The 26,283-nt window shown below is 55.6% G+C and carries 15 protein-coding genes; 3 read left to right on the top strand and 12 right to left on the bottom strand.

The window, feature by feature from the left end; genetic code table 11:
- Nucleotides 1-111: 111 nt before the first annotated feature.
- The gene (locus ACMGDE_RS14335; RefSeq protein ID WP_436833503.1) at nucleotides 112-1,290 is read left to right on the top strand and encodes a formimidoylglutamase; all 1,179 of its coding nucleotides are present in this window, start codon (nucleotides 112-114) and stop codon (nucleotides 1,288-1,290) included.
- A 78-nt stretch (nucleotides 1,291-1,368) separates the two neighbouring features.
- A complete protein-coding gene (locus ACMGDE_RS14340) occupies nucleotides 1,369-2,733 on the top strand; it encodes a DNA recombination protein RmuC (protein ID WP_436833504.1) in 1,365 nt (454 codons plus the stop codon).
- Between the two features lie 16 nt (nucleotides 2,734-2,749).
- On the opposite strand, the gene ACMGDE_RS14345 is transcribed toward ACMGDE_RS14340, so the two are convergent.
- The 10 genes from ACMGDE_RS14345 to ACMGDE_RS14390 all read right to left on the bottom strand — a co-directional run bounded on the left by ACMGDE_RS14345 (nucleotide 2,750) and on the right by ACMGDE_RS14390 (nucleotide 21,745).
- Nucleotides 2,750-3,943, bottom strand: a complete 1,194-nt coding sequence (locus tag ACMGDE_RS14345) for an AEC family transporter (protein WP_436833505.1) — start codon at nucleotides 3,941-3,943, stop codon at nucleotides 2,750-2,752.
- A 52-nt stretch (nucleotides 3,944-3,995) separates the two neighbouring features.
- The gene (locus ACMGDE_RS14350) at nucleotides 3,996-5,171 is read right to left on the bottom strand and encodes a pyridoxal phosphate-dependent aminotransferase (protein ID WP_436833506.1); all 1,176 of its coding nucleotides are present in this window, start codon (nucleotides 5,169-5,171) and stop codon (nucleotides 3,996-3,998) included.
- A 150-nt stretch (nucleotides 5,172-5,321) separates the two neighbouring features.
- A complete protein-coding gene (locus tag ACMGDE_RS14355; RefSeq protein ID WP_436833507.1) occupies nucleotides 5,322-7,259 on the bottom strand; it encodes an OmpA family protein in 1,938 nt (645 codons plus the stop codon).
- Nucleotides 7,260-7,303: 44 nt separating this feature from the next.
- Nucleotides 7,304-8,335, bottom strand: a complete 1,032-nt coding sequence (locus tag ACMGDE_RS14360; RefSeq protein ID WP_436833508.1) for a PorP/SprF family type IX secretion system membrane protein — start codon at nucleotides 8,333-8,335, stop codon at nucleotides 7,304-7,306.
- A gap of 128 nt (nucleotides 8,336-8,463) precedes the next feature.
- Nucleotides 8,464-10,017 (bottom strand): T9SS type B sorting domain-containing protein, encoded by a 1,554-nt coding sequence (locus tag ACMGDE_RS14365; protein ID WP_436833509.1) that lies wholly within the window; start codon nucleotides 10,015-10,017, stop codon nucleotides 8,464-8,466.
- A gap of 7 nt (nucleotides 10,018-10,024) precedes the next feature.
- Nucleotides 10,025-12,763 carry a DUF8696 domain-containing protein gene (locus ACMGDE_RS14370; RefSeq protein WP_436833510.1) on the bottom strand — a complete coding sequence of 913 codons (2,739 nt, stop codon included), beginning with the start codon at nucleotides 12,761-12,763 and terminating at the stop codon, nucleotides 10,025-10,027.
- A gap of 10 nt (nucleotides 12,764-12,773) precedes the next feature.
- Nucleotides 12,774-16,499 (bottom strand): phage tail-like protein, encoded by a 3,726-nt coding sequence (locus tag ACMGDE_RS14375; protein WP_436833511.1) that lies wholly within the window; start codon nucleotides 16,497-16,499, stop codon nucleotides 12,774-12,776.
- Between the two features lie 360 nt (nucleotides 16,500-16,859).
- Nucleotides 16,860-18,098 carry a beta-ketoacyl-ACP synthase II gene (fabF, locus tag ACMGDE_RS14380; RefSeq protein ID WP_436833512.1) on the bottom strand — a complete coding sequence of 413 codons (1,239 nt, stop codon included), beginning with the start codon at nucleotides 18,096-18,098 and terminating at the stop codon, nucleotides 16,860-16,862.
- 65 nt (nucleotides 18,099-18,163) lie between these two features.
- Nucleotides 18,164-20,848 carry a carboxypeptidase-like regulatory domain-containing protein gene (locus ACMGDE_RS14385; RefSeq protein ID WP_436833513.1) on the bottom strand — a complete coding sequence of 895 codons (2,685 nt, stop codon included), beginning with the start codon at nucleotides 20,846-20,848 and terminating at the stop codon, nucleotides 18,164-18,166.
- A gap of 15 nt (nucleotides 20,849-20,863) precedes the next feature.
- A complete protein-coding gene (locus ACMGDE_RS14390) occupies nucleotides 20,864-21,745 on the bottom strand; it encodes a GLPGLI family protein (RefSeq protein WP_436833514.1) in 882 nt (293 codons plus the stop codon).
- Nucleotides 21,746-22,032: 287 nt separating this feature from the next.
- On the opposite strand from ACMGDE_RS14390, the gene ACMGDE_RS14395 reads away from it, so the two are divergent.
- The gene (locus tag ACMGDE_RS14395; RefSeq protein WP_436833515.1) at nucleotides 22,033-23,349 is read left to right on the top strand and encodes a MutS-related protein; all 1,317 of its coding nucleotides are present in this window, start codon (nucleotides 22,033-22,035) and stop codon (nucleotides 23,347-23,349) included.
- A gap of 1 nt (nucleotide 23,350) precedes the next feature.
- Here ACMGDE_RS14395 and ACMGDE_RS14400 read toward each other — a convergent pair whose 3' ends face one another.
- Nucleotides 23,351-24,394: a hypothetical protein gene (locus tag ACMGDE_RS14400; protein WP_436833516.1), complete on the bottom strand. Its 1,044-nt coding sequence runs from the start codon at nucleotides 24,392-24,394 to the stop codon at nucleotides 23,351-23,353.
- Nucleotides 24,395-24,404: 10 nt separating this feature from the next.
- A complete protein-coding gene (locus tag ACMGDE_RS14405) occupies nucleotides 24,405-26,228 on the bottom strand; it encodes an ABC transporter ATP-binding protein (RefSeq protein ID WP_436833517.1) in 1,824 nt (607 codons plus the stop codon).
- Nucleotides 26,229-26,283 lie beyond the last annotated feature (55 nt).

Here is a 26,283-nt window from a genome sequence, read left to right on the forward strand (position 1 = left end):
AAAGCAAATCACAGCAAAGACCCCCTCTTCGGCTTACGCGCAAAAAAGCATTTGCCCTATGCTTATTTTGCGTAAGTTTGTGCGATATTTGCCGAACAACGTACAACAATCATGTCCCTATCCGTTTTTTTTTCTGCCATTTCCCCTCAGGATTTTACGCCGCCCGTTGGTTTTTACGGCTCACAGCTCGGGGCGACGATGCGGATTCACGATAGCGCGTTCCCGGATCTGGAGGATGATAAGCCGGACCTGGCCTTGTTCGGTGTGCTGGACGATCGGATGGCGATCAATAATAAGGGGTGTGCGGAGGCTGCCAACACCATACGGAAACAGCTGTATACCCTCTATCAGGGAGAATACCAATTGCGGCTGGCGGATTTGGGCAATATAAGGGCCGGTGAAACCGTGGCAGATACCTATGCGGCGGTAAAAACGGTCTGTGGCGAACTCATGCAGTCGGGCATTATTCCCATCATCGTCGGTGGCGGACAGGACATCACCTATGCGCAGTACCTCGCCTATGAAAAGCTCGAGCAGAAGGTGGAGGTCGCTGTGGTGGATGCCCGGTTTGATCTCGATCAGGACAACACCGAAAACGCACCGCTCAATTCGCAGTCGTACCTCAACCACATCGTTTTGCATGAACCGGATTACTTATTTAACCTAAGCAATCTGGCCTACCAAACCTATTTGGTGAGCAAAGAGTCCATCGCCATGTATGACAAGCTTTATTTCAATGCCATGCGCCTTGGTCTCCTCTCGGGCAAGGTCGATCAGGTCGAACCCATTATCCGCGCCGTGGATATGATGAGCTTCGATACCAGTGCGATACGGTTTTCCGATGCGCCGGGCAGTGCATTTGCTACACCCAATGGGTTGTTTGGTGATGAGGCTTGCCAAATCTGCCGGTATGCCGGTATGAGCGATAAGCTCACGTCGATTGGCTTCTACGAATATAACCCCGCGCTGGACACGCGTGAGCAAACGGCCACACTCCTAGCGGAGATGATTTGGTATTTCATCGATGGGTTTTACAGCCGGAAACACGATGCCCCCCTGATTCCGAAGTCCGCCTACATTACTTATCGCACCACCGTGCACGATGCGTATGAGTTGATATTTGTCAAGAGCAAAAAATCCGACCGCTGGTGGATGCAGGTGCCCTACGCCGGTTCCAAATCGGCGAATGAGCGCTACCACCTTGTCCCTTGCCGTTATGAAGACTATCAAACGGCGGTTTCCGGAGAGATGCCTGACCTGTGGTGGAAAACGCACCAGAAGTTGGTGTAAGGGAGTAAGGTTTCGTTTGCCGCTGTTTGAATGGGTTGTGTTGGGATGGGTGGCGGTTGGTTTTTAGTTGTTTTGGTTATGGATATATACCCGATTATTATTGCCATCGTGATCCTCCTCATCGCGGTCGTCTTGTTTGTCAAAAAACCGCGGCAGGCGCTTCATACCAATGAAGTAGAAGCGCTGCGCAAGGAAAAAGAACGCTTGTCCATCCAATTGGCCCGCGCCGAACAACAGGTCGAAAACCTGACCGCCGAAAAAGAGCGCATCATGACCATGCTTCGTGAGGAGCAGCAGCGGCTGCTGAGCGAATTACAACAGGAGCGCGAGCGCTTGGCGCAAGCCGATCGATCGCTGGAAAGCGCACGGGCTTATTATCAATCCCAACAGGAAAAATTGCAGGAGCAGAAAACCGAGATCGAAACCATCAAGCGGCAGTTCAACACCGAGTTTCAGGTCATCGCCAATCGGATATTGGAAGAAAAGACACAAAAGTTTACCGAGACCAACAGCAAGTCGCTCGATCAGATTCTCAACCCGCTCAAAGAACGGATCAAGACGTTCGAAGAAAAGGTGGAGAAGACCTACCAAACGGAGGCCGCAGAACGCAATACGCTCAAAGGGGTGGTCGAACAGCTGATGGAGCAGAGCCTGCGCATCAAGGACGAAGCCAATAGCCTGACCCGGGCGCTCCGGGGTGATAGCAAGAAGCAGGGCAACTGGGGCGAGGTCATCCTCGAGCGCGTGCTGGAGCGTTCGGGATTGGTCAGGGATCAGGAATACCGGTTGCAGGCGGCCATGGCTGATGAGGAGGGCAGGCGGCTGCAACCCGATGCCATCATCGACCTGCCCGACGAAAAACACTTGGTGGTCGACTCGAAGGTCTCCTTACTGGCTTACGAACAATGGGTCAATGCCGATACCGATGAGGAGCGCGAACGCTTTGCTAAGCAGCATGTCCAATCGGTGGAAAACCATGTCAAGGGCCTTTCGGCAAAGAATTATCACGACCTGTATCAGATCAACTCGCCGGACTTCGTGCTGCTGTTTATGCCCATCGAATCAGCTTTCAGTATGTCCATTACGTATAAGGCCGACCTCTTCAGTGATGCGTGGGACCGCAAGGTGGTCATCGTGAGCCCTTCAACCTTGCTGGCCACGCTGCGCACCATCGCCAGCATGTGGAAACAGGAGCGGCAGACACGCCATGTACTGGAGATCGCCAAAGAGGCCGGCGCGCTTTATGACAAGTTCGTGGGTTTCCTGCAAGACATGGAGAAGGTGGGCAAGCAGCTGGACGGTGCCGTGCGTGCACACGAAGATGCCACCAAAAAGCTCGGCACGGGTCCGGGCAACGTCATCAATAAAGTAGAGAAGCTGAAGAAACTGGGCGCGAGGGCAAGCAAGCAGATCGATAGCAACTTGCTTGATGACGGAGAATAACGGTTTTCCGCATGCGCTAAAGGATGATCCGCTCTTCCTGGCTTGTTGTGCTAAGGGCTTCTTCGTGGCTTCGCTTGGGCTGCCATTTGGCCATGTGCATGCGATGGAGCAATACCGGGATGATGGCCATGGCGAGTAATAAGCCGCCTACCATAAACAGGTTGGGCACTTCCATGAAAAACCCGTCCGTACTGAATACCGCCAAGGCAATCGTCGCCGAAAAGGGGAGTGATAAGGCCAGCACGTTCAAAGCCAATTGCGGGTTGAAAGTGGGCGAAGGGAGGGTTGCCGCATGTTGTTTTTCCATGGCAGACACGGTCGAAATGTGCGCCAGCGGCCAGAAACTTACGGCACTTTGAGGAAAAACGATCGCCACGATAGCCATCGCAGGGGATAGGTTGGGCAGCCACCATAGGCATAGCCCGCTCAGGAGGAAGGTGATGCCTGCACGGAACAGCAGCAGGCTGACGATGACCCGGAATTGCCGCCACTTGAACCGCACGGTGATGCCGATAAAGAGCAAGATGATGGGCGTCATCAACGCGCTCAGCATGGTGACCGGATCGCTTATGAATGCCGGAAGGTCCTGAAAGTGCATATTGAAACCCAGCAGCAGCAAGGCCATGAAGATAGCGAGGTTTACCGGCTCTTTCACCAACGTGATGAGCAATGCTTTAAGTCGCTGCGGTCCGCGTACCGTCGGTGTGGCGGCTTGCTTAAAATACCAGTTCATGGCCAATAGGTAGCAGAAGATCAATACATACACCTTGTTTCCCAGATCGGCTATACTACCCAGTGCAACGGCCTCTTTACCCACATATTCGAGTAAAAAGGGGAAGCACGACATCCCCGGGGCCAGCGAAGGGATCAGCAGCGACAATGTACGCATGTCGGTGCCGCCGCTGCGGATCCCATAAAGGCTCGGCAGCACCACCCACGTGACCCCCAATAACGCAAAGTTAAACGCCAGCGCCAATAACGGCAACCACACCAAGTCGGCGTTCATCTGTGTATTCATCAGCGCCACAAAGATGATGGCGGGCAGCGCTAAGTTTAAGATGAGGATCTTGAGGGCCTGGTGGTGTTCCGCCTTGTGGAGGACCCTGCGGAGCAAAAGCCCTACCGCAATGAGCAGCAAAAGCGATATGGTCTTGGCGATGGCAGCATTCATGCGCAACTCGTCTGTGTTTATTGCCTGATAAGCCAGCATGATCAACCCGCCCGTAAACAGCGGGGCGGGTTGATCATGCTGGTCTTAGACGTTAAACCGTAATCTTTTTCAACACGTTGGTAAACAGCTCCATCTCGGGCATGGTGCCCATGCTGACCCTGCACCAGGGTTTCTCATCGATTTCAAACATGCGTACGCTCACACCGCCTTCCCGCAGTGCTGCCTGAAAGGTGTTGGCCTCACCCTTGATCGGGAAAATGACAAAGTTGGTGAGCGAAGGGATATAGGAATACCCCATGGCTTTGAGCTCATCGCACAGGTATGATCGGCATTCCGTATTGAGTTTGCGGCTACTGTCCTGAAAGGCCAGATCTTGCATACTGGCAATGGCTCCGCTAAGCGAGGTGACACAAAGGCCCATGGTACCCCGTACGATGGAGGTAAGCGTTTTCACGCGTTCCGGCTGCGCAATGATATAACCGATACGCAATCCGGCCATGGAATGTATTTTCGAGAAGGTACGCGCCACGATGACGTCCTTGCCTTGCATGATCAATCCGGCCATGGTATTTTCCTCCGGATTGGGCAAAAACTCCAGGTAGGCTTCATCGATGAAGACAGGCACCTTGGTAGAGGCCGCTGCGCAAAACTGTTTGAGCGCCGCTGCCGGCGTGAGCGAGCCCAATGGGTTATTCGGGTTGCAAACGTAAACCAGGCGGGTTTGCCCATCGATGGCCGATGCCATGGCCTCTACATCGTGTGCATAATCCGCGGTGAGCGGCACGGGTTTCCAGGTACCGCCGATGGCACGCGTGGTATTGATCATCGACATGTAGGAAGGATCCGCCGAGACAATGTTTCCGCCTTTGAGGAAAAGCGATATAGCCGTCTTTTCCAGCAGATCGGTAGACCCCGGGCCTAGCATAATATGATCCGGGGTTACCCCTTCTTTCTTCGCGATCAGGTCAATCAGACGGGCAGCATCTTCGTGACCATATCGGTTGCCAAAGCCGATCGCATCGGATATCGCCTTGCGCACGGTCTCCGACGGTCCGTAGGGATTTTCGTTGGCTGATAGGCGAGCTTGCGCCGCCGGCGCACCTGCGTCCCAAGGCTGCGTGATGTCTTTCAATATACTTTTGCCCGAAGGGACGGTAGTAGCGCCGCTGCCCTTGGCAAGGGACAATGATGGGGCCAATGCTATGCCGCCTGCGGCCAGCAAACTGGATTTAATCCAGGTTCTTCTGTTTGTCGTTGTTTTGGTCATGACGTGAAATCATTGCGTTTTCATAAAAAAACCAGCCAAAACTCAATATCGGTATTAAAAAGCGGTTAGCTTACGCAATATTATGGATTTATTTCGGACAAATCAAGGTGTTTTCGTCGTTTTTTTGGTAACTTAACTGCTACGGTGATATTAATACGCCAATATGGCGATCACCGTTCGCCTATTAGCCTGATGATCTGCAGATGAGCACGGTATTCCGTCGTCACAGTGGTTTGCCAGGCGTGATTCGCCATAGCCTTGAGCGACCATCCGGTCGCGCGCAATGCCACGGCTCGCTAAGTAGTCCACCGCTGACTGTGCCCGTCGCTGCGAGAGCGCCATATTATACGTGTCGCTGCCCCGGCTGTCGGTATGGCTGGCCAGTTCAATACGCAAGGTCGGATTGTCGCGCATCGTCCGCACGAGTTCATCCAGCACGGCCGCCGCATCCGACCGGATTTCGTGCCTGTCAAAATCGTAATAAATGTTTTCCAGCTCAAACGTTTTGCCCACTTCTGATATCGGCTCTAATAGTAAGGCCACCCTGAGGGTATCCGATTGGCGGATGCCCGCGGTACTTACCGCCGCCGAATCCGCATGGTAACCCTCCCTGCGACCCAGTACCGTGTAAGACTGTTCCGGCTCCAGCGCAAAGGTGAAAAGCCCGGTTTCATCGCTGTATTGCTGGGCGACGATCTCGCGGGCGCCGTCATAGAGGGTCACCGCGGCCGGCAGTCGCTCGCCGGTGGACTTGTCTGATGTCGTACCTGCCAGCATGAGGATCGTCACCGGCTGCTCCCAGGTGAAGGAGTAGATGTCATCGCTCCCTACGCCCCCCTTCCGGTTGGAAGAAAGATAACCCGCTATACCGTCCGTTTCCGTGTTGGCGATGTACGCAAAATCATCCCCCGGGGAGTTTATCGGATACCGCAGGTTCACCGGCTTGCTCCAGTCGACCATCGCGCCGTTGCTTTGGAAAATATCCAGGTCACCCATGCCCGGCAGGCCGTCGCTCGAATAATACAGCGTGCCGTCCGCTCCGATACTGGGGAAGAGCTCGTTGCCGGGTGTATTGATAGTTGGTCCCGCGTGGGTATACGGGCCCCAGGTATCGTCGGCCTGCCGCTGGCAATACCAGATGTCGGTACCCCCTTGTCCGCCCGGCATGTCGCTTACGAAGTATATCGTATTGCCATCGGGACTGGGTGCCGCGTGGCCCACCGAATAGGCGTCTTTATTATTGTGTAAAAACGGGGTGATCTCCCATTGCCCATCCCGTTGTTGGTAAATATACAGCTCCAGTTTGTTCGTGCTGAACCGTTGCCCGTCCTCCTTCGTCCGTTGCCCGTCACGGCCAGGGTACGTGCGCGTCACGTACAGGGTCTGGCCTGCATCAGCCACCGCTACCGGTCCGGTGTGGTATACACCGCCATTGATGCTGTCTCCGGCAAGCAAACCCGCGCTCAGCCCATTGTCGCCACCACGTCTGGCGGTGTATACCCGCAGGAAGGCGTTGCCCGTCCAGCCATACGCCCCTTGCCCGGCGAGGGCTTCCGGTTCGCCGGTGTAGTACACCGTTTCCCCTTGCGGCGACACCGAAAATTCCGAACGCGCGGTATTGACCCCGTGTTCATTGCGCAGCTGATGCAAGGTAGGATCGGCCATCCACACCATCGCAGAGTCACATCCTGCGAGTTCCACTGCCACACGTTCCCGGTTTCCAGTCGCGCTTGCGTACGCTTCCAGCTGCGCCTTTGCTTCCCTGTATTTTCCGTTGGCCTTCAATACCGCCCCATACCGTAGCAGGTTTTCCGGGTCGCTGTCCGGGTGTTGGACCACCCGTGCAAACCAGTTTTCGGCGGCCTCATAGTCGTTCATCATCTGATAGCACGCTGCCAGCCGTTCCAGGTCGTACAGCCGCGGGTTTCGGGCCTCAGCCAGTTTCATATAGAGCGTTGCGGCGTTGGCATACTCATACTTGTTATAGCGGGCGTCAGCCCGGTCCCGCAGGTTCGGTTGCTCTTGTGCATGAGCCGTTATGATACCCAGCAGCAACGCTACCATGATATACAGGTATTGCTTGATCATTGTTTATTTTCCCTTGTTTGCATTTGGTAGCAGACTTTTCTTCATTAAAAAAACCGGGGACTCAATAAGCGTTGTTGGCGCTGTCCGAAAGTCACACCCAGCGTCACCTCATGCGATCCGTTCTGCACGCTGCTCAACCGGCTCACCACATGATCATACGAATAGCCGATACGCAGCCTGTCTGTCGCATAGAGCTGTGTCACCACCGAAAAGGAATTCCGCTGGCTAAGGCTATTCCCGCTCACCCGTTGGTATTCCCGCTCAAATACGGTCACGCCAGTCCGCCATCCGCCACCTATCCAAAAGCGATTGTCAAAGATCAGCATTGCATTCACATCCAGGCTCGTCGGTCCCCTGAAATCCTCTTTCACCAACAGGCTCGGCCGTAGCTTCAGCCCGCTGTCGAAATCAATCAACGCCCCGCCGATGAAATACACATGCCGCCTGCGGCGGATGTTATCTGTCGTCGTATTATCCCACCGAAAAATGTTATTGCTCTGATCGCCCGAAAGCAGGTCCATCACCGATAGCCCGGCATACCATTTAAGGTTGTAATAATATACGCCAAAACGAACATCCGGCACGAAATTGCTGATCCGGTTGGGCGGTACGCGGGGGTCATCCGGCGAAATAGGGTCCAACATCGTCCCGTCCAGGCTATACTGGGTTACCCCGGCACCGATGCCGAAACTCAGCCGTTGGGTATCTTCCTCATTCAGCCGCAGCCGAAACGCGTAGTTTGCATAGGCCGACGTGGCGGACTGGGGCCCCAGTCGGTCAGCGGTGAGCTGCACGCCGAATCCATGCAGCTTGCGGCCTTGGGGGTCCAGCAACCCATCAATAGACAGCAACCCCGTTTGCGGCGCTCCCTCCAGTCCCGCCCACTGGCTGCGCAGCCCCAGTTGACCAAACCATTCCTCCTTATAGCCCGCATAAGCGGGGTTGACGCTCATCGAGTTGAAGATGTATTGCGTGAATTGGATGTTTTGCTGCGCCCGAAGCACATTTGGCATGCCCATGAGCGTCATCAACAGCGCGAGAACCGCTATTGCCCATATGTTATTGCTATCCTTCATTGCTTTTACACCTTTTTTTTCGTTATTGCCCAACCCCATCACCCATCACCCATCACCGGCCACCAACCGCCCATCACCAACCACCCATCACCAACCACCGGCCACCCATCACCGTCCCCAAACCGCCATCACAGTCGTTTAATCAACACCCATCCATTATATCGCTGTTGCTCATTTCCCTTATAGGTTACGATCTGATAATAATAGGTCCCCTCGTTGAGGTTTCCTCCTCCCCAATCATTCCGGTAGTCGGTATTGCGGAACACCTCATTGCCCCATCGGTTTACGACGGTCAGCTCAATGCGGTCGAACCCTTCGATGCCTTCGATCTCGAACACGTCATTCTTGCCGTCCCCGTCGGGCGTAAATACATTCGGGATGCGCAGCGGCCTTGGAGTCACGGTGATCGTTACGGTGGCCACGGCCGTGAGGCCATATTCGTCCGTGATTTCATAGTCAAACGAATCAGTACCCACAAAGCCGTCATTTGCCGTGTACGTGATGCTGCCATCGGCATTTACGATTACCGTGCCGTTGGCCGGTTGCCGCACGATGCGTACGCTGCCCACCACGATAGGCGTGCTGCCAGGTTGGTCATTCTCCAGCACCAGCACCTGAACGGACTCCCCGGATTCGACGGTTCCGGTATCGTCACCAGCCTCCGGCCCTACCGGTTCGTTCAGCTTCGTCAGCCAGCTGCCATCGGCTTCCGACCCGGTAGCGGTGAGGATATCTGCCCGCGTATGGATGCCCTCGGCTTCGACGACCGTGACATCCCCGATCCAGTTGCCGCTGCCCGCATACTGTACGATCTGGGCCGTCGCATCCACATAGGCGTTGCCATTGGTGATGCTATTGTGCTGCAGGGTATACGTCATCGTCACGCCCTCATCGGCATAGATATGCCATATGCGGTCCATGCCCCGCTCCGGTTCGGGCAATTCAATTCCCGCCGCCTCGTAGTCTTGCACCCCTACATATAACCTGGCCGCCGCTGCGGGTGCCAGCGTGGCGGGGGTATAGTCGGCCTCGGCGATACCGATAGGGAATACAAATGGTTGCCCGTCGGCGTATTGTTTGACGACGTGGCCAGCCACGCTGTTGCCTGTCACGATCATCCGGCTGCTATTGTAACCTTCCAGGCGGGCCTCCTCACCCATACCCAGGTTATGCCCGCCCAATATGATGTCACCATCGTCCACCGCAAACTGCAATAGATTGCCAATGTTCAACGCTGCCGCCTCTTCGCCCGCAGGGTTGCTGGTGCCGTAGAGGGGGTCTTCCATGTCCTGGAGAACCAGGTTATTCGGGTTGCGGAGTTCGAGGGCCACCCCAATGAATTCACCCCCGTTGCCGTCGATCGCCGTCGGCGAGGAGGTCATACCTTCGTGGAAGGGGTTGGTCCCCGGATCGTGGATGATGATACGTCCCGTACCGCTGAAGGTCGCCGTTGGCGCGATCCAGATGCGCTTGCTCCAGATTTCCAGAGTGCCGTTGATCTCCCAATGCGTATTCGGCCCGAAGTAAGAAGCCTCGGAATACCGTAGCTCCACAGTGCCGGGCGCGATCGTCACGATGGAATTGTCGGCCGTATAGCTACCGGTCCCGTCATTGGTCTGGGCAACGGCAAGACGGGTCAAGCAGCACAGGCTTCCAAATATGTACGGTAGTAGATGCTTCATCGGGTTCTCATTGCTTATTTGTTGATGGCAGTGTCGGATTGGTGATGGATATATTCGACTCACACGCGGTTACCGTGATGACCGATTCATTCGAGGCGGCCTCGCAATCGCGCACCGGATCCATATAACTGTAATGTGCCATACGCCGATAGCGGGTGTCGACGCTTGTTGCCGGGGGTTGGTAGCTCGCCCCAGTAGCGCCTTCCACTGCCGTCCAGCTGGTGCCGCCGTTGGTCGACATCTCCCACCGGTAGGAAATGCCCGCCGGGTCATTCGTCCCCCCCGGGGCAGCGGCCGCTGTGGAGGTGATCTCCGCAGGGATATTTCCCGCACAGCTTTCCTGTGAACCGAGGATACTGCCCGGATTCGGTCCCATCACGATGACGTCTATGGACGCTAGGTCGCTCTCGCAGCCATCCATCGTCAAGCCCACATAGTAGGTGATCGTATCGATGCTATTGGTCGGCGGGGTAAACGGGATCTGCGAGGGAACGCCGCCCTCGCTGTGGTACCAAGTGATCACGCCGCCCTCCGGTACCGTGTAATCCGGATCGAGCTGCAGGGGTGAGGCCAGCTCATTCAGGCAGTAGTAGACCGGACCAGCCACCTCTGGCGGATCGGGATGGATAGACAGGCGTACCGTATCGATGTTATTTTCAAAATTGATCCCCGGAACCAAATCGCCGCTATATCCGTCATCGGTGCCGTCCGGCAACAAGTAGTGCGCCCAGGTAATGTCGTCGTAGTGTGTCGCGGTGTCCGGCGGGGTGATCGTATAATGGATGTGTAGCGGCAGGCCGCCCGTGATGGAATAGGGTTGCATAACCGTGGCGTCGTTGTTGTTGATCATGGGCCCCCGGGCGATGTAGGTGTACTTGGTATAGCCCCCATAGCCCCAATCAGACAGGAGGTTGTTGGGATCAAAGCCCGGCGCATTGGGATCCCGGATGGGCTCCGGTCCATCGTTGGCAGACATCGGGATGGGCTCCACGATCCGTATCCATCCGGAGCGCGGAGCGTAATATTGTCCGTCGGTCACGGCCTCATCATAGTCTTTAAAATTATCCGCCCATCCATTTTTTGGGGTCGCGCTGTCATCATAGCCATAGCCCGGAGGGATGCGCTTGATAACCAACACGCGTCGGTTATTGTAATTGCTCGTGGGTGAAGTGAGGTTTGGGTTCGCGGGGGTTTGATAAGGAAGCGGGTCCGTCCCGTTTGAATATACATTGACGACAAAGTTGTTTCGGCTGAGGCAGGTGGCATCGGTAGAAACCTGCACGCCGAGGTCTATACCCTCGGTGATTACCGGGGTTTGCACCGTATGTGTATTATTGCCCAGGTCGGGATCGATGATCTCGGTGGGGTCGGGGGTGGCCGTGGCGCTGTTGTAAACGAGGTTCCTGGGCGGCAGGCCAAGTAGGCGCCCGGTGATGGTGATGTAGCCGGTGGCGTCGGGTGCCAAAGCAAGGGTGCCCGTAACCTGGTTGCTACCCAAGGGGAAAGCCGTGGGTAGGTTTGCTGCGGTAAATCCGGTGGCCGTGATATTGGTCACCTGAAACAAGTCCGTATCCAATGTGTTGCCCGCACCATCAGTGACATGGTCTTCAAAGCTGATGTTGGTGAGGGGGCCGTGGGTGGCATTGACCACCTCGACCGTGTAGGTTACTTCGTTTTCGATTTCGGCCGTGGTTTCCTCATTGTCCACGATGTGGAGTACTTCTTTGTCAACAAACTTATTGAGCCGGAGGTTACCAGGCGTCGTGATGAGCACGTTGCGGATGTCGTGGTTATTGATCGCGCCGGCCGTGGATCCGGAAAAACCCACCTTCAGGAAAGGGGCGGGAGGTACCGATGTCGTGTAGGTAAACAGCGTGTCATAAGGCGCTGTAGGGTCATTCACTTTTTTCCACATGACCTTACCGGCATACAATCCGCCCGCGATGGGTTCCAGCTCCACTACGACCCGGCGGTAAAACTGATCGTCATCGGGTCGGGGGCCATAAGGCAGGGTGTTATAATCGATCTCGTTGCGCGTGCGGATCTGCTCGGACGTGCCGGTCCGATTGCCCAGCTTCACACCCGCCATGAACCGGTGGGTGGGAGGTACTCCGCCCACCGTTTGCCCGGTATTGTTGGTGGTTTCCCGTCCGCGCAGGATGACGGTATTGGGCACCACCTCCTCGCCGTTGGCGTCTCGTTGGATGCCACCCCAGCGTCCTTCGCCCTGCACGCCGAAATACCCGTATTCGTCAAAGCCCAGTCCGATATACCCCCCCGCCAGGCCGGGAGCATCGACTGCCGCATTGGGTGCATATCCGAGGCCGCCCCCATACCCTCCGATCTGGAAAGGCACCGAAGCATCAAAAAGGAATACGCTGAACCCGTCCCCTCCGTGGAAGACGCCATGGTTCCAGCTGTGCTGCGGTTCGTCGTTCGAAACACTGCGCCAGGTTTTGTATTCAAAATCGATGATCAGGCCCAAGGTAGAGGGGAAGGCCTCATCCAGGTAGGTATATCCTTCCTCGTTGGCATTATCAGCGGTAAGGCGCAGCCATCCCGCATTCAGGGGATCATCCCGGCCGGAGGTCAGGTAGGCGCTCCCCCCCATATGGAAGCCGGGTGCCGCACTGCTCTTAAAGTCATTGTATACCACAAATTGGGCCATCGCCATCCGAACCGTGAGTAGCGGGATGGCCACGCACAGCAAATACTTGGATACACACGTTAAAGTAATCGGTCTCATGAGCATGTGGCTATGGGGTGGCGGTGCTTTTGACGACAAGTACAATGTTCATGTACGAAAACGGTTTGGAGGTATTGATCACCGAATAGGTGAGCACGCCGCCCGACGTAATCGCGTTTTCTATGGAGAAAACCTCCGTGTCATAATAGGTGATGTAATATTCCAGATCATCCCGGTCCCATACGGGGATGCCGTCGGTAGCGCCCTCGCTGCTCACAACCGGGTTGCTAAATTGATCCAGGTATTCTTGATACAAGTCGCGCGTACCATTGGTTACGCTACTAGTGGTCTCAAAGGTGACCGACGGCATATAGAAGAATTTGGGCAATACCGCTCGGGCTTGCTGGAGCGTGCCATCGGGCGCCACCATCATGACACTGGGATTGTTGGCGTTGATCACGCTTCCCGTCATCTGCGGTGTGGCCGTTTGCAGCCCCGTTACTGCCAACGTATTGGTGGCATCTGTCGTGATTTCGGTGGGTTGGGTGAGCGCCCCTCCCAATTGGACGTTACCGTCGGTCTTTGTCAGGGCGTTGTCGGCCGTCACGGCGCTATTTATGGCACTGCTCAGGTCCAGGGGTGTAGTGGCCACCCCGTTGACCGTGCCGACCAGTTCACCCGCTTCGTTGAATGTAAGGGTATTGGCATTGATGATGGGGGCAGTGGCCGCCGTTCCGTTTACGGTGGATGTCATCGTGTTGGTGGCGCTGGCCAAGGTATTCGGGATGGACAAGCTTTCCAGCAAAGTAGCCACCGGTATGCTGACGGTATTGCCGTTTTCAATACTGATTTCGAGGTTTTCCCCGTTGATCTGGAAGTTCTGTAGTTGTTGTTCGTCGGTGTCGTTATCGGTAGACGATACCACATACGGATCGGCAACCGTGCCGCTTCCCGTGATGGTGACATTGGTTCCGGCCGAGGTGACCCCGCCTACGCCATCTGTTCCGTCGGCTCCGTTTGCTCCCGCTGGTCCCTGTGGACCAGTGAGGTCGGATGTGGTGGTGCTGGAACCATCAGAAAGGTCAATGGTTAAGGTGCCGTCGGGGTTATGTGTCACCGAAGTGATGCTGATGCCATCCGCACCTGCGGGGCCTGCTACGCCCTGGGGTCCTGTAGGGCCAGCAGGCCCCGTTGCTCCCGTTTCCCCAACGGGTCCCTGAGGCCCTGCCTCTCCCTGTGGTCCGATAGCCCCAGCAGGTCCAGCCGGGCCGGGTAGCCCTTGTTCGCCCTGTATTCCCTGAGCCCCTGCAACCCCGGTCTCCCCTTGTGGGCCCGTCAATCCCTGTTCTCCTTGAGGTCCCTGCGGACCGGTGGCTCCGGTTTCCCCTTGCGGACCTGTAGGCCCCGCGGGGCCGGTAAGGTCGCTGGTGGTATAACTGGTATTGTCCGACAGCACGATGGTAAAGGTGCCATCCCCATTGTCGACGATAGAGGTGATGCCCACGCCATCTGCACCTGTTGCCCCCTGTGGTCCAGCCGCGCCCGGTGGCCCGGCCGGGCCTTCCACGCCATTGATGCCGTCTACAGCCCCCACGTCGACAACAAATTCATAAGAAGATCCATTCCAGACGTATACATAGCCGTTTTCTTCGTCACCGGTATCACCAGTGGAAATGATCACGAAATCACCTACTTCGAGTCCTTCGGAAGATCCCGGTGCGTTGAGGGCGTCCGGTGAGTCGAATACGCGCTCGATAGTGAAGTCACGGCCCCGGTCGCCCTGGGGCCCTTGTGGTCCGGCTGGCCCTTGTGGTCCGGTGGGACCCTCCGGTCCGGTGGCCCCTGTAGGCCCTGTTGCCCCTGTCTCTCCCTGTGGTCCCACCGGGCCTGCCGGACCTATGGGACCCGCGGGTCCCGTAGGTCCGATTTCACCCTGCGACCCCTGTGGTCCTGCTGGCCCTATCAATCCTTGCTCGCCCTGAGGCCCCTGTATACCTTGGGGCCCTGTCGACCCCACCTCACCCTGTGGTCCTGTGGCTCCTGTAGGTCCCGCTGGCCCTGTTTCCCCCTGTGGTCCCACAGGCCCCTGCGCACCGGCAGGGCCTTGCGGCCCCACTTCACCCTGTGGTCCTGTGGCACCTGTAGGTCCAGCCGGTCCCGTTTCCCCCTGCGGTCCCTGGGGTCCGGTCGCCCCGGCAGCCCCTGCTGGACCCGCTGGTCCGGTGGTACCCTGTTCTCCTTGTGGTCCTGTTGTTCCCTGTAATCCGGTTTCCCCCTGCGGCCCGATGGGTCCTGCGGGTCCTGTTGCTCCCTGTGGTCCAGCTGGCCCTGTTGACCCCTGTTCCCCTTGAAGGCCCTGCGGCCCCTGCGGCCCCGGCTCCCCTTGCGGGCCTTGCGGCCCGGGCAGTCCGGTGATACCGTCAATGGCCGCTACGTCGACGACGGGTTCATACCCTGTGCCGGTCCAGACAAATACTTCCCCGTTTTCGGGGTCGGCGGTACTGCCAGTGGAGATGATGACGAAATCACCCACTTCCAGCCCCTCAGCCGAATCGGGTACGTTGAGGTCATCCAGCGAGCCGAAGACCTTCTCCAAATTGAAACCCCGGCCCTGTTCCCCCTGCGGCCCTATGCCCCCAGCCGGTCCCGCTGCCCCCTCGGCGCCCTGCGGCCCGAGTTGTCCCTGTGGCCCCTCTGCGCCCGTCGGTCCAGCTGGTCCGGCGGCCCCCTGTGGTCCGGTAGGTCCAGCCGGTCCCGCTACCCCTTCGGTGCCCTGCGGTCCGGGTTGCCCCTGTGGGCCCTCCGCGCCAGTCGGCCCCTCCGGTCCAGGCTCCCCTTGCGGACCCGCGGGACCGGAAGGGCCATTAGCCCCCTGCGGCCCCGCGGGGCCTACCGCCCCTTGGGCACCCGGTGGCCCTTCCGGTCCCGCTACCCCCTGTGCACCTTGACCCCCAGCCGGTCCCGTAGCCCCTTGCGATCCAGCAGGCCCGGTAATGCCCTGTGGCCCTGGCAGTCCGGGGATACCCTGTTCCCCTTGTGGTCCCACTGGCCCTTGCGGCCCCGGCTCTCCCTGCGGACCACGTAGGTCTCCTAAGTCGATGACCTGTTGATTGCCGGCTTCATCCACGTACGTAAAGCTGTCGCCGTCATAATATACATTGCCGCCCACATACGTGTTTTGCAGGGCATTGATCACTTGGTTCAATACACCTTCGTCACCGATGATGTCCGTGAAATTGCTGATGACAGAGGCGGGGATATCGATGGTCACACCCGTTCCCGGAATGAGATTGCCCTCGTTATCCACTTCGGATTCATTGTGATACGTATAAGTGCCATCGGTGTTATCCGTCAGCAGGGTGATCGTCTCCGTCTCCCGGACGACCTCCTCCAGGTTAATGGTCTGCGTGTCACCCTCCTGATCGATATACGTGATTACATGATCACCGGCGTTGTAGGTGATACCCGAGCCTGTGCCGGTAGCCTCTAGCAACACCCATTTTGAACCATCGTTGTAATAAAGCCCGGGCATCACGTCACTTACCGTAGCCATGTTATATATGACCATTCCAGCGATATGCTGGCTAAGCGGTGCAGGTTGTGCCGTGCTGGTCAAAAGTATCCGCGTGAGCAGCAATCCCTTGTTGGTACTTTCGAGCTCCAGGATGGCTCCATCCCGAGGGGGCAAAATGCCATTTTGCGCCGTGTTGTCTGCAATTTTCTGTTGGGCCCGTACCGTGGTGACGGCAAAAAGAGGCAGGATGAGTAGGAGCGAAAAAAAAGGTGAGATTTTCATGGCCAGGGATTATTATACATGTGAAGCGTGCGCTGACTTTATTAGGTTAGTAGTAGCTAGTAATCCAGTTAGTTTTATTTGCTGATTAAACACGATCCAGCACAAATATGTTTGCGCCGTCGATCAAAAAAAACAATAGCAGAATTAAGTAATGCTCAACAAGTTATGTTTTCTGAATATGATAGATGAACGGTCGAGATGAGGCTATACGGCACACTATTCATAACAGGTCAAAACGGTAGCGTACTTCGACTAGCAGCTAAGTTCTATAAAACAGTTGAAATAAACAAGCCCTTTTTCTTACTAATTAAGCAGAAAAAGGGCTTGTGATGTCGAAGTAGTCAAAAAATCGGGCCGCCGTTAGATCTTTTTGAAGACCACACAGGCGTTATGCCCTCCAAAACCAAACGCATTGCTCATCGCCACATCGACTTTCTGTGCCTGGGCCTCGTTGGTGACGATCCGGATGCCTTCGGGAATGGCATCATCAAGGTGTTCCACGTTGATGGTGGGCGGGATTACCTGATCATTGATCGCTTTTATGGCGATAATGGCTTCCACCGCGCCAGCGGCTCCCAAGAGGTGCCCTGTCATGGATTTCGTAGCGCTGATGCGGAGGTTTTCGGTATGGCCGAACGCTTTAATCACCGCGCGCAGTTCGCCGATATCCCCGATGGGCGTAGAGGTAGCATGCGGGTTGAGGTAATCCACCGCAGTGGGATCCAAGCCGGCTTCTTTCAAGGCCAATTCCATCGCTTTCGCCGCCCCGATCCCATCGGGATGCGGAGCCGTCATGTGATAGGCATCAGCGGTCATCGCTGCACCGACCAGCTCGGCATAGATATGCGCACCGCGCTTCCGGGCATGTTCATATTCTTCCAAGATCAGGGCACCAGCCCCTTCAGCCATTACAAATCCATCGCGTGCTTGGTCATAGGGCCTGCTAGCATGCAAGGGGTCGTCGTTGCGTGTAGACATCGCTTTCATAGCCGAAAATCCGCCGATGGAGGCCGGTGTAATGGGGGCTTCCGAACCGCCGGTTACGAAAACCTTCGCCTTACCCATCTTGATGTAGTTAAAAGCATCCATGATTGCGGTATTGGAGGTGGCACAAGCTGATACCGCAGTATAGTTGATGCCGCGCAGCCCAAATTTCATCGATATCATCCCCGAGGCGAGGTTCACAATCAGCCGGGGAACAAAAAACGGACTGAAACGCGGCACGTATCCACCGGCCACATAGCTGGTCACCTCCTCTTCGAAGGTTTCCATTCCCCCTTGCCCCACGCCCCAGATGACGCCGATGTCAAACGGGTCTATGGCCGCCAGGTCCAGGCCGGCATCTTCCATGGCTTCCGAGGCCGCAAACAGGGCATATTGGGTAAAACGGTCACTCCGTTTGATCTCGTTGCGGTCGAGGTATTTTTCTGGTGAGAAATCCTTCACTTCACAGGCAATCCGGGTCCTGAACTGCGCCGCATCGAAGCGGGTGATCGGTCCTGCGCCGTTTGCACCGCGGACAATGTTTTGCCAAAAGGTCTTTGCGTCGTTGCCTAGGGGCGTAACGGCCCCCATTCCGGTGATGACCACTCTTGTCATAGTTTCCTGTTTTGCTGCAAAAGTAGTCAAATTACCGTTCGGTATAATTTTAAATGAAGGGAAGCTTACAAGTTGAATGTAAACTTCAATACCGCCATGCGGCTGCGCAATTGATAATGACTATACCCCAATTGATTGGCCGATAGCGAAAAGGTTTCATAAGACGTGACATTGGCAAGGTTGGTGAGATCAAGCTCCATATCGGTCCGCCATTTGGCAAGCTTGTAGCGCACGTTGGCGTCGGCAAACAAATAGCGCACCGTTGCCATGGTCGGCTGGCTGATGTATTGATGCCTGCCGGATAATCGCAAAAAGATGTTTTTAAACGGCGAATACGTGAGGCCCACGGTTTGATCAACTTGCAGGATCCGGCGGTCGTCCACCTGAGCAGTGGCCTCACCCTGCACCAGGCGGCTGGTCGACCACGTCCCCGACCCGTCGTAGGTGATGCTTACCCGGTCGAAAAGTCGAGCTTCTGCACCGGGGTTGAGTGTAAACGATCGATTGTTAAAGGGCAGGGTCTCTCCGTTGAGCAGCTGGTTGAAGCGGCTGGTGCTCCACGATGCCTTGAGGCTTGCCGTCGCACCGAGGGTGAAGATAAACTTGCTGACGCCGCCGTTGACGGCGAGGCTGCTCACGTCATTGTCAAACGGGAGGAACACCGTGCGGGCGATGTTGTCGGTGACCACGCTGGAAGCAATGGTGTTGGCAGTCGATTTCGTGTACGTGATGCCCGCATTCATAAACAGCATGCTGATGGCTCGTTGGAAGTTGTATCGCATCCCAAGCGTATGGTTATCCCGCTCCTGCAATTGTGCGTCGTTGGCGCGGATGCTCCGGTAGTTGACCAATATGGCTCCGCGGAAAACGCCGTTGATATTACCCATTTGGTTGGCATAGTTATAATTGAATGACAGGTAGTCCTCGGAGGTGGTCATCAGTTTCACCCTGAGCGAGGGGTTGAACAACAGGCGCTGTTCCGAATCGTCAAGCGCGAAAGTATCGTCCCGGTAGGCAATGCGTTGTGCGGCGAGGGGTAGCGTGAGGGCGGACTCCCAGCGTCCTCGCTTGTACTCGTAGGTGCCGTCTACAAACACTTGGTGACGATCCCAATGGAGGCCGTTGTCGTCGCTTGCCACATAGGGTATTTCCTGCCCGTTGGCTTGGGCAAGCCGCAAGGCCGAGCGGAGCTGCTGCCATTCGTTGATCACCCCTAGGCGATAGTGCTGCATGATTCTGCCCTTGGGGAGCCGGTAGGCCACCGATGCGCGGTTAAACCAGGCGGGCGTTTCACCGAATTGGCGTATGCCGCTGAACGGTTCCCCGCCGTTGAGCACATCTTGGTTGATACCCGGTGCGATGGTGAGTGTCTGAGGCTGATTGTAGTGGTTGACGTACCAATACACGTTGACCACGTCCCCGTTTTTCATTGCTGGCGTATACTCCAAGGTGTTAGAAAAATCACGGATGCGGTTGCGCAGCCGCTGGTGCATATCCAGGTCGTTGCTCAGCAACGAAGAAGTCGCCGTCTCGCCGGAATAGGCTAGTTTCAGCAGGTTGTTGAAATAATAATCATCTTCATTAGCCATCGCCGTAAGGCTCACCTCGGTAAGGAACGGATTTTTGCCGATGTCCTGCCGCTCGGTATACCGGATGGTATCGCTGCCGAGGTAAAGTTCGCTCAGCGTGTTGTACACCATGTCGTTGTGGTCGAGCAAGGCATTGACGTTCGCCTTGAGTTGCAGTCCGCTTTTCAGGTTCACAAGGTTATTCGCATTGATCGATCCGGAGTTATTGATATAATATCGCTGTTTGGGCAAGGCCGGGTTGCCTGCGGTGCCGGAGGCAAGCAGGGCTTGGGGGCGGGAGTTGCCCGCGCCGGAGAGCATATCCGAAAAACTGAATGCCGTGAAATCAGCCGCTAGATCGTCGCCCACATTGTTGCCCTTGGCCACATTGAGCATTTTGTATTTTTTGTTGAAGAGGATGGTATTCAGTTCGCCGTCGTACTGGTGGGGCAGGCCAGCTCCCAGCTTGGCCTGTCCGCTGAGCTTGAGCTTAGCATCATCCTTGATGACCAGGTTGACGGCTATCCGATCGCTCAATATTTTGTTTTTGAGCACTTTCAACGGCTCATGGTTCTGAAGAACCTCTAGCTTCTGCACCATTGCATGGGGAATGGTTTTCGTGCCGATGCTGTATTTATCATTGAGCAGGTCATCGCCATCAATGTAGAAGTTGGAGATATGCTGCCCATTGTATTTGATCTGCCCGCTTTCGCTTACCTCCATGCCCGGCATCCGTCGCAGTACATCGCCGATGCTGCGGTCCTCAGCCTTGGCAAACGAGCCAACGTCATAGCTAAGCGTATCGCCCCGCGCATCGATACGCGGGCGGCTTTTGACTGCTACCTCGGAAAGGTCGATGGCCTTTTCCTCCATCGTGATGTTGTACTGCGCTTTGAAGGGAGCGAGTGGCAGGTCCACCTTGGCATAGCCCAAGTGGTTGATCTGCAGGCGCAGACTGTCCGGCTGAGTAACGGCAGGCAGCACAATCGCAAAGCTCCCCGAGGTGTCGCTGGCCTTGAATGCGACGATGCGTCCCTGCGCGTTGCGGATGGTCACGCTGGCGTGCGGCACCGGCTTACCATCCTTGGTCTTCAATGTCCCTTCGATCCGCTGCTGTGCACAGACGGTCGACATGCTGATCATCATGCTTAGTAATAGGCAGCACATTGCATACTTCACCATGTGATCCGTGCGGGATTACTTGTTTTCCAGTTCCAGCGGATTATTGGTGACAGCTGAGGTTTGGGCCGTGTCCTTTTTTACATGGATGCTTTTGATGCGTGAAGGGTCCATGTTATTACCGTTGCCGATGCCGCCGACGCGAATGGTGGACCCACTTTCACCGCTACGCGGTGCCCCCGCCTGTGCCCGTGCGTTCATCGCCGCTTGCGGGTTTTTCTTATAAGCCTCCATCAGCTTGTCGAGGGCTTTTTTAGTCGTGGCAATCGCATTTTCAGGAGGTGATACGGTTGCCTCCCCTTCGTCGAGTGTCTCAAATCCGGCGTAGCGAAAGGCCACCTCATTGCGGCTATCCGTTGCTTCGAGGATTAAGCCCGGCAGGCCCTGCAACTTCCAAGGTCCGGCAAGGAAAGGCACGTCGCTGGTAAACCAAGCAGTGTAGTCACGGCCCTTGAACCGACCGGTGGCTTTTTGCGCCGTATACCCGCCGATGTTTTTGGTTTCGTCGGCTATTTGCCAATCGATGCGCGGGTAATCCACGTCGACGAGGTATCGCTCGCCTGCGACGCTGGATAATTGCTGCAATACCTGATCCGCTGGCTTGGTGTAATACGACTCCTGCGTCGTGCGGCCGCTTCCGGTGATGGTCAGGTTGCCGTCAAACGCCGGATCTTCCATCTGCTTTTTGATCTGCTGGTTTACGCGTTCGCTGGCATACGTGCCGTATAGCGATGCGTATCGCCCGATATAAAGCACCATTTCCTCTTGATGCGGTTTGTCCCGCTGCAAGGTGTCGTTGACGTGCGTAAATTTGTAGATTACACGGGCTAGGGCCGGTTCAGGCTCCTGAGCGTAGGCAGCCGTTGCCGCAAACCATCCGGTAAGCAATAAAAAAGCCATCTGTTTCATGCCATTTCGATTTTTCAATAATTCTACGAAATTATAGTAATTATCCGAAATAACCGAATTTATTTACGAAGTTTTCGTTTTTTTAAGTAAACGACATGCACGCGATTATGCGGTGCATGCCAATGGGGTGAGCGACTGGTGCAATTCCGGGCGCCTCATCGTCTGGTCATGCATTTGCCCGCTCCGCGACGCCAGTCCAGCGCGGGCTTTTGGTCATCCAATCGCTGATGCTGCCAGCGGCTTCGATGGGAGTAGGATGTTTGGTGTATATTTGTGAGATGGGCGACTTCTATATTGACAAACAGACCATCGTGGATCTGCAGCTCCTTGATGAAGGGTCGGGCAGCGTATTTGCGTGTTTCAACCAAACGATTACCTATGGCGGTGTAGACGCCTTGCGTGACCTGTTTCGCAAGCCGCTTGCTGACCGTGAGCAGCTCCAGCGCCGCACGGCCACCATCAAATTCTTGATGGACAATGTGGAAGAACTCACGTTTGACAAGACGACGCTGGACTTTGTCGATTACTACCTGAAGCGGCCCGATCGGCCGACATCGTTTTCCGTTTATAAAGGCATCCGTAATGCTGTCAAGCATTTTTTTTCGCCAAACCAGGTATTTTATGCCAAGCGGCGCGGTGTGGCAGAGCTGTTCGATACCTTGGCGTTCATCAAGCTACTGGGCGAAACCTATCCGGCGGGAACGGACACGCCATTGTTGGCCGGACTACGCGATGCGCTCGAAAGGTTAACGAAGCACCCGTTGATTGCCCGTTATGTCGATGCGCCGCCGAGGCGCTTCAAGCGCTATGCGATTGAGCGGATAGATTTCCTGTTGCGCAAGCAATACTATGAAGAGGCGCTCGCGCTGCTCGAACAGGTGTATGAATTGGATGCCTACTATGCGGTCGCTAGGGCTTCCAAAACCATGGGGCTTACATTTCCTGAATTTCAGGATAGCGAAATTTTGGCGTTGGAAGGGGTTTTCCATCCCTCGCTTCCGGAGGCGGTACGGAATCGCGTCGTATTGGATCCTTCCCAACGCGTCAGCCTCATCACCGGTGCTAACATGTCGGGCAAATCTACGTTAATGAAGGCGGTAGGTATTGCGGTATATCTTGCGCACCTGGGGTTTCCGGTACCTGCCACCCGGATGAAAACAGCTGTTCTTGATGGGCTCGTGACCACCATTAACCTTGCGGACAATATCCACGAAGGTTATAGCCATTTTTATAGCGAGGTGAAGCGCGTCAAGCTGGTGGCCGAACAGCTCCAACAATCAGACCGGCTGCTGGTCATCTTCGATGAATTGTTCCGCGGCACGAATGTCAAGGATGCTTATGATGGTTCACTCCGCATTGTACAGGCGTTTTCAGCACTTAACAAGGGGTTTTTCATCATCTCCACTCATATTGTCGAAATCGCCCATGCCCTGCAAGCAAACGAAAAAATAGCATTTAACTGCTTACCTACTCGAATGGAGTCGGGTAAGCCCGTATTCGACTATCACTTACGCGAGGGTGTCACGGATGATCGCATCGGCTTGTGGATATTGGAGCGTGAAGGGGTATTTGAGTTACTATTACCTAAGCACTGAGTTACTGATACTGAATATAAATCGGTTTCGGCGTCAATGCCAGCACTTCTTCCAAGGTCATCATGCGGTGGGGAGGCCTCATCACGTCATTCTTATAGAAGAATTTGAAACCGGTGAATTGGATAGGTTCCAGGTATACATAGCTTCGGTAGGTGTCCGTCTTCAGGGCTGGCGCTCCCCATCCGTCCATGTCGATGACGAGTTGCACTTCCGGCCGCAGCTTGATTTGTTTGTAATCCTTGATCATCCCTTGCGTAAAGCGGTGCACCACCAGCACTTTCGGAGGCAAGTTATGCGCGCGGACCAGTTCCGCTAGATGGGCCGACGCCTTATTGATGTCATCTGCCGTAAAATGGCCTATGCGCTTGCCCGGGGGCAAATGATCTTTCATCGAAAACTCTGGATCGATGCCGAAATGCACATGCGGCATCCGCAGAAAGGTGTCTAAGCGCGGCAGTTCATCGGCCACAGTGCTGAATCCGACCTGAATATCCAAAAATACCAGGGCATCTCGTTTTTCCGCGATGCGCAGCACTGAGTCGATCTGGCTGAACGGCATGCGGGCCCGGTATTTGCCATCGCTGCCGGCGCTTCCCTGGGCGGTCACGGCAATGTAGTGAAGGGCCGGTATTGCTTTGGTGCTCGTATCGGCGGCGTTCCAGGCGGCCACTTCCGCATCCAATCGGCTCAGCATCTGCTCGGGAGGAAGCTCCCCCAAGATGCCCATTTTCGTTGAATATAGGTTTCCATAATAGGCCACAATGCGGTGGTCAGGCAAAACCGCGCCCGCTAAGGGTACAGGCTGGTCGGCCACCGGCCAACGCCCGGTGGTATCCCCATTGGCGAGTGCCAGTAATTTGGCGCGATAATCCGCCGAGTCAATGGCCGTGGCCGCTTCCTGCGCGGTCGGTAACGGCTCCGTCGCCTCCGCTGCGGTATCCGTTATCGGGTGGGCCTCCGCTTCAGTTACATAACCCCCCTTGCCTGTTGATTGGCATGCGGTGACAAACAGCAATAGGCCTAGGCCGAGCAAATACAGTCTCATGTGTGTAAATTTATATCCCTACCGAATTGAATTGCAAGTCGTACAGCCGCTTATAATACCCGTTCATGCGAAGCAGCTCCTGATGGCTGCCCATTTCTTTCATTTCGCCCTTGTCGAGCACAATGATCTTGTCGGCCTTTTGGATCGTCGAAAGGCGATGGGCGATGACGATGGAGGTGCGCCCCTTCATGAGTGTGTCGATGGCGCGTTGGATGAGTTCCTCGGTCTCCGTATCAACGGAAGAGGTCGCCTCATCCAGCACCAATATTTTGGGGTCATGTACCATGGCGCGGATGAACGCGATCAGCTGCGCCTGCCCCGAAGAGAGGGTCGCGCCCCGTTCCTGTACCCCATAGTCATAGCCGCCGGGCAGCCGCATGATGAAATCGTGCGCGCCGACCTGCTTCGCTGCGGCGATGATCTGTTCGCGTGTGATCGCCGGATCATTGAGGCTGATGTTGTTGGCCACCGAGTCGGCAAACAGGAAGACATCCTGCAATACCGTGGCGATGGTACGGCGCAGGTAATTGAGCTCATATTGGCGGATGTCTAGGCCATCCAACAGGATCGCGCCCTGATTGACTTCATAGAAACGGCTGAGGATATTGATGGTAGAGGATTTGCCAGCACCCGTAGCCCCCACCAGTGCCAGTGTCTCGCCGGGCTTGATGGAGAAGTTGATGTCTTTCAGTACCCACTTTCTGTCGGCAGTAGCGGCTTGTCCATCAGCAAGGGGGCGACCCTCCGGCGAGGGGGCAGTTTCGTCGTCGTAGGTAAACCATACCTTATCGAAGATGATCTCGCCGCGGATATGCGCGGGTTGCAGGGTGCCTGTGTTGGGGGTTTGCTCTTGGGTATCCAGCACGGCAAAAATCCGCTCAGCGCTCACCATACCCATTTGCAGCGTGTTGAATTTATCCACGAGCTCCCGTATCGGGCGGAAAATCATGTTGATGTACATGATGAATGCCACGATGACGCCCGGCGACAGCTGATCTGCCAATACCTGCTTGGAACCATACCATACCAGTAAGCCCAGGGCGATGGCCATGATGACTTCGATGACCGGAAAGAAGATGGAGAAATACCAGTTGGCCCGGATATGGGCATTGCGATGTTCGGCGTTGGTGGACCTGAATTTGCGCATTTCCTGCTCCTCCCGGGCGAAGTATTGGATGAGGCTGACGCCGGAAATATGCTCCTGCAGGAACGTATTGAGGTTGGATACCCATTTGCGCACATCCTGGAATGCGGATTTCATTGCCTCCTTGAAAATGTAGGTCGCACCGATCATCAGGGGCATCGGGATCAATACAATGAGTGTCAGCCTCCAGTCGGTGTACAGCATCACGCCGAGGATCACCACCAGTTGGAGGATATCGCCGATGATTTGAATGAGCCCTTCGGAAAAAATGTTGGCGATGGTCTCCAGATCAGAGATGGTACGGGTGATGAGCCTGCCGATGGGGGTACGGTCAAAGTATTTAAGGCGGAGGCCGGTGATGTGGTTAAACACGCCGATGCGCAGGTCACGGATGACCGATTGCCCCAGGGTGCTGGTCATCAGCGTATGGAAATAACGGATGACGGTCTGCAGCAGGAGCAACCCCAGCATCAGTCCCAGCATCAGGTGGAGACCATCCACATCGCTTTGGAGGATAAATCGGTCGAGGGTATACTCCACCAGCATCGGCAGGGCCGGTGCCACACCCGCCATGAGGATCGTGAGCAATACCGAAACGATGAAAATAGCCCGATAGGGTCTTACGTAGCGCATCATCCGGCGAAGCAGTTGCGCATCATACGTCTTGCCTGAAATCTGGGGTTCGCTCATGGGTACGTGCAAAAATACAACTTTGCCCGATAACTTTGTCCATTGATTTATCAAA

The sequence above is a fragment of the Parapedobacter brassicae genome (genome assembly GCF_051400755.1).
Taxonomy (GTDB): Bacteria; Bacteroidota; Bacteroidia; order Sphingobacteriales; family Sphingobacteriaceae; genus Parapedobacter.

Excerpts from the sequence above, each read along its gene's own strand:
- ACMGDE_RS14350 (WP_436833506.1), bottom strand. The coding sequence starts at position 5,171 with ATGACCAAAACAACGACAAACAGAAGAACCTGGATTAAATCCAGTTTG.
- ACMGDE_RS14355 (WP_436833507.1), bottom strand. The coding sequence starts at position 7,259 with ATGATCAAGCAATACCTGTATATCATGGTAGCGTTGCTGCTGGGTATC.
- ACMGDE_RS14385 (WP_436833513.1), bottom strand. The coding sequence starts at position 20,848 with ATGGTGAAGTATGCAATGTGCTGCCTATTACTAAGCATGATGATCAGC.
- ACMGDE_RS14395 (WP_436833515.1), top strand. The coding sequence starts at position 22,033 with ATGGGCGACTTCTATATTGACAAACAGACCATCGTGGATCTGCAGCTC.
- ACMGDE_RS14390 (WP_436833514.1), bottom strand. The coding sequence starts at position 21,745 with ATGGCTTTTTTATTGCTTACCGGATGGTTTGCGGCAACGGCTGCCTAC.
- ACMGDE_RS14360 (WP_436833508.1), bottom strand. The coding sequence starts at position 8,335 with ATGAAGGATAGCAATAACATATGGGCAATAGCGGTTCTCGCGCTGTTG.
- fabF (WP_436833512.1), bottom strand. The coding sequence starts at position 18,098 with ATGACAAGAGTGGTCATCACCGGAATGGGGGCCGTTACGCCCCTAGGC.
- ACMGDE_RS14335 (WP_436833503.1), top strand. The coding sequence starts at position 112 with ATGTCCCTATCCGTTTTTTTTTCTGCCATTTCCCCTCAGGATTTTACG.
- ACMGDE_RS14345 (WP_436833505.1), bottom strand. The coding sequence starts at position 3,943 with ATGCTGGCTTATCAGGCAATAAACACAGACGAGTTGCGCATGAATGCT.
- ACMGDE_RS14370 (WP_436833510.1), bottom strand. The coding sequence starts at position 12,763 with ATGAGACCGATTACTTTAACGTGTGTATCCAAGTATTTGCTGTGCGTG.
- ACMGDE_RS14400 (WP_436833516.1), bottom strand. The coding sequence starts at position 24,394 with ATGAGACTGTATTTGCTCGGCCTAGGCCTATTGCTGTTTGTCACCGCA.
- ACMGDE_RS14375 (WP_436833511.1), bottom strand. The coding sequence starts at position 16,499 with ATGAAAATCTCACCTTTTTTTTCGCTCCTACTCATCCTGCCTCTTTTT.
- ACMGDE_RS14365 (WP_436833509.1), bottom strand. The coding sequence starts at position 10,017 with ATGAAGCATCTACTACCGTACATATTTGGAAGCCTGTGCTGCTTGACC.
- ACMGDE_RS14340 (WP_436833504.1), top strand. The coding sequence starts at position 1,369 with ATGGATATATACCCGATTATTATTGCCATCGTGATCCTCCTCATCGCG.
- ACMGDE_RS14405 (WP_436833517.1), bottom strand. The coding sequence starts at position 26,228 with ATGAGCGAACCCCAGATTTCAGGCAAGACGTATGATGCGCAACTGCTT.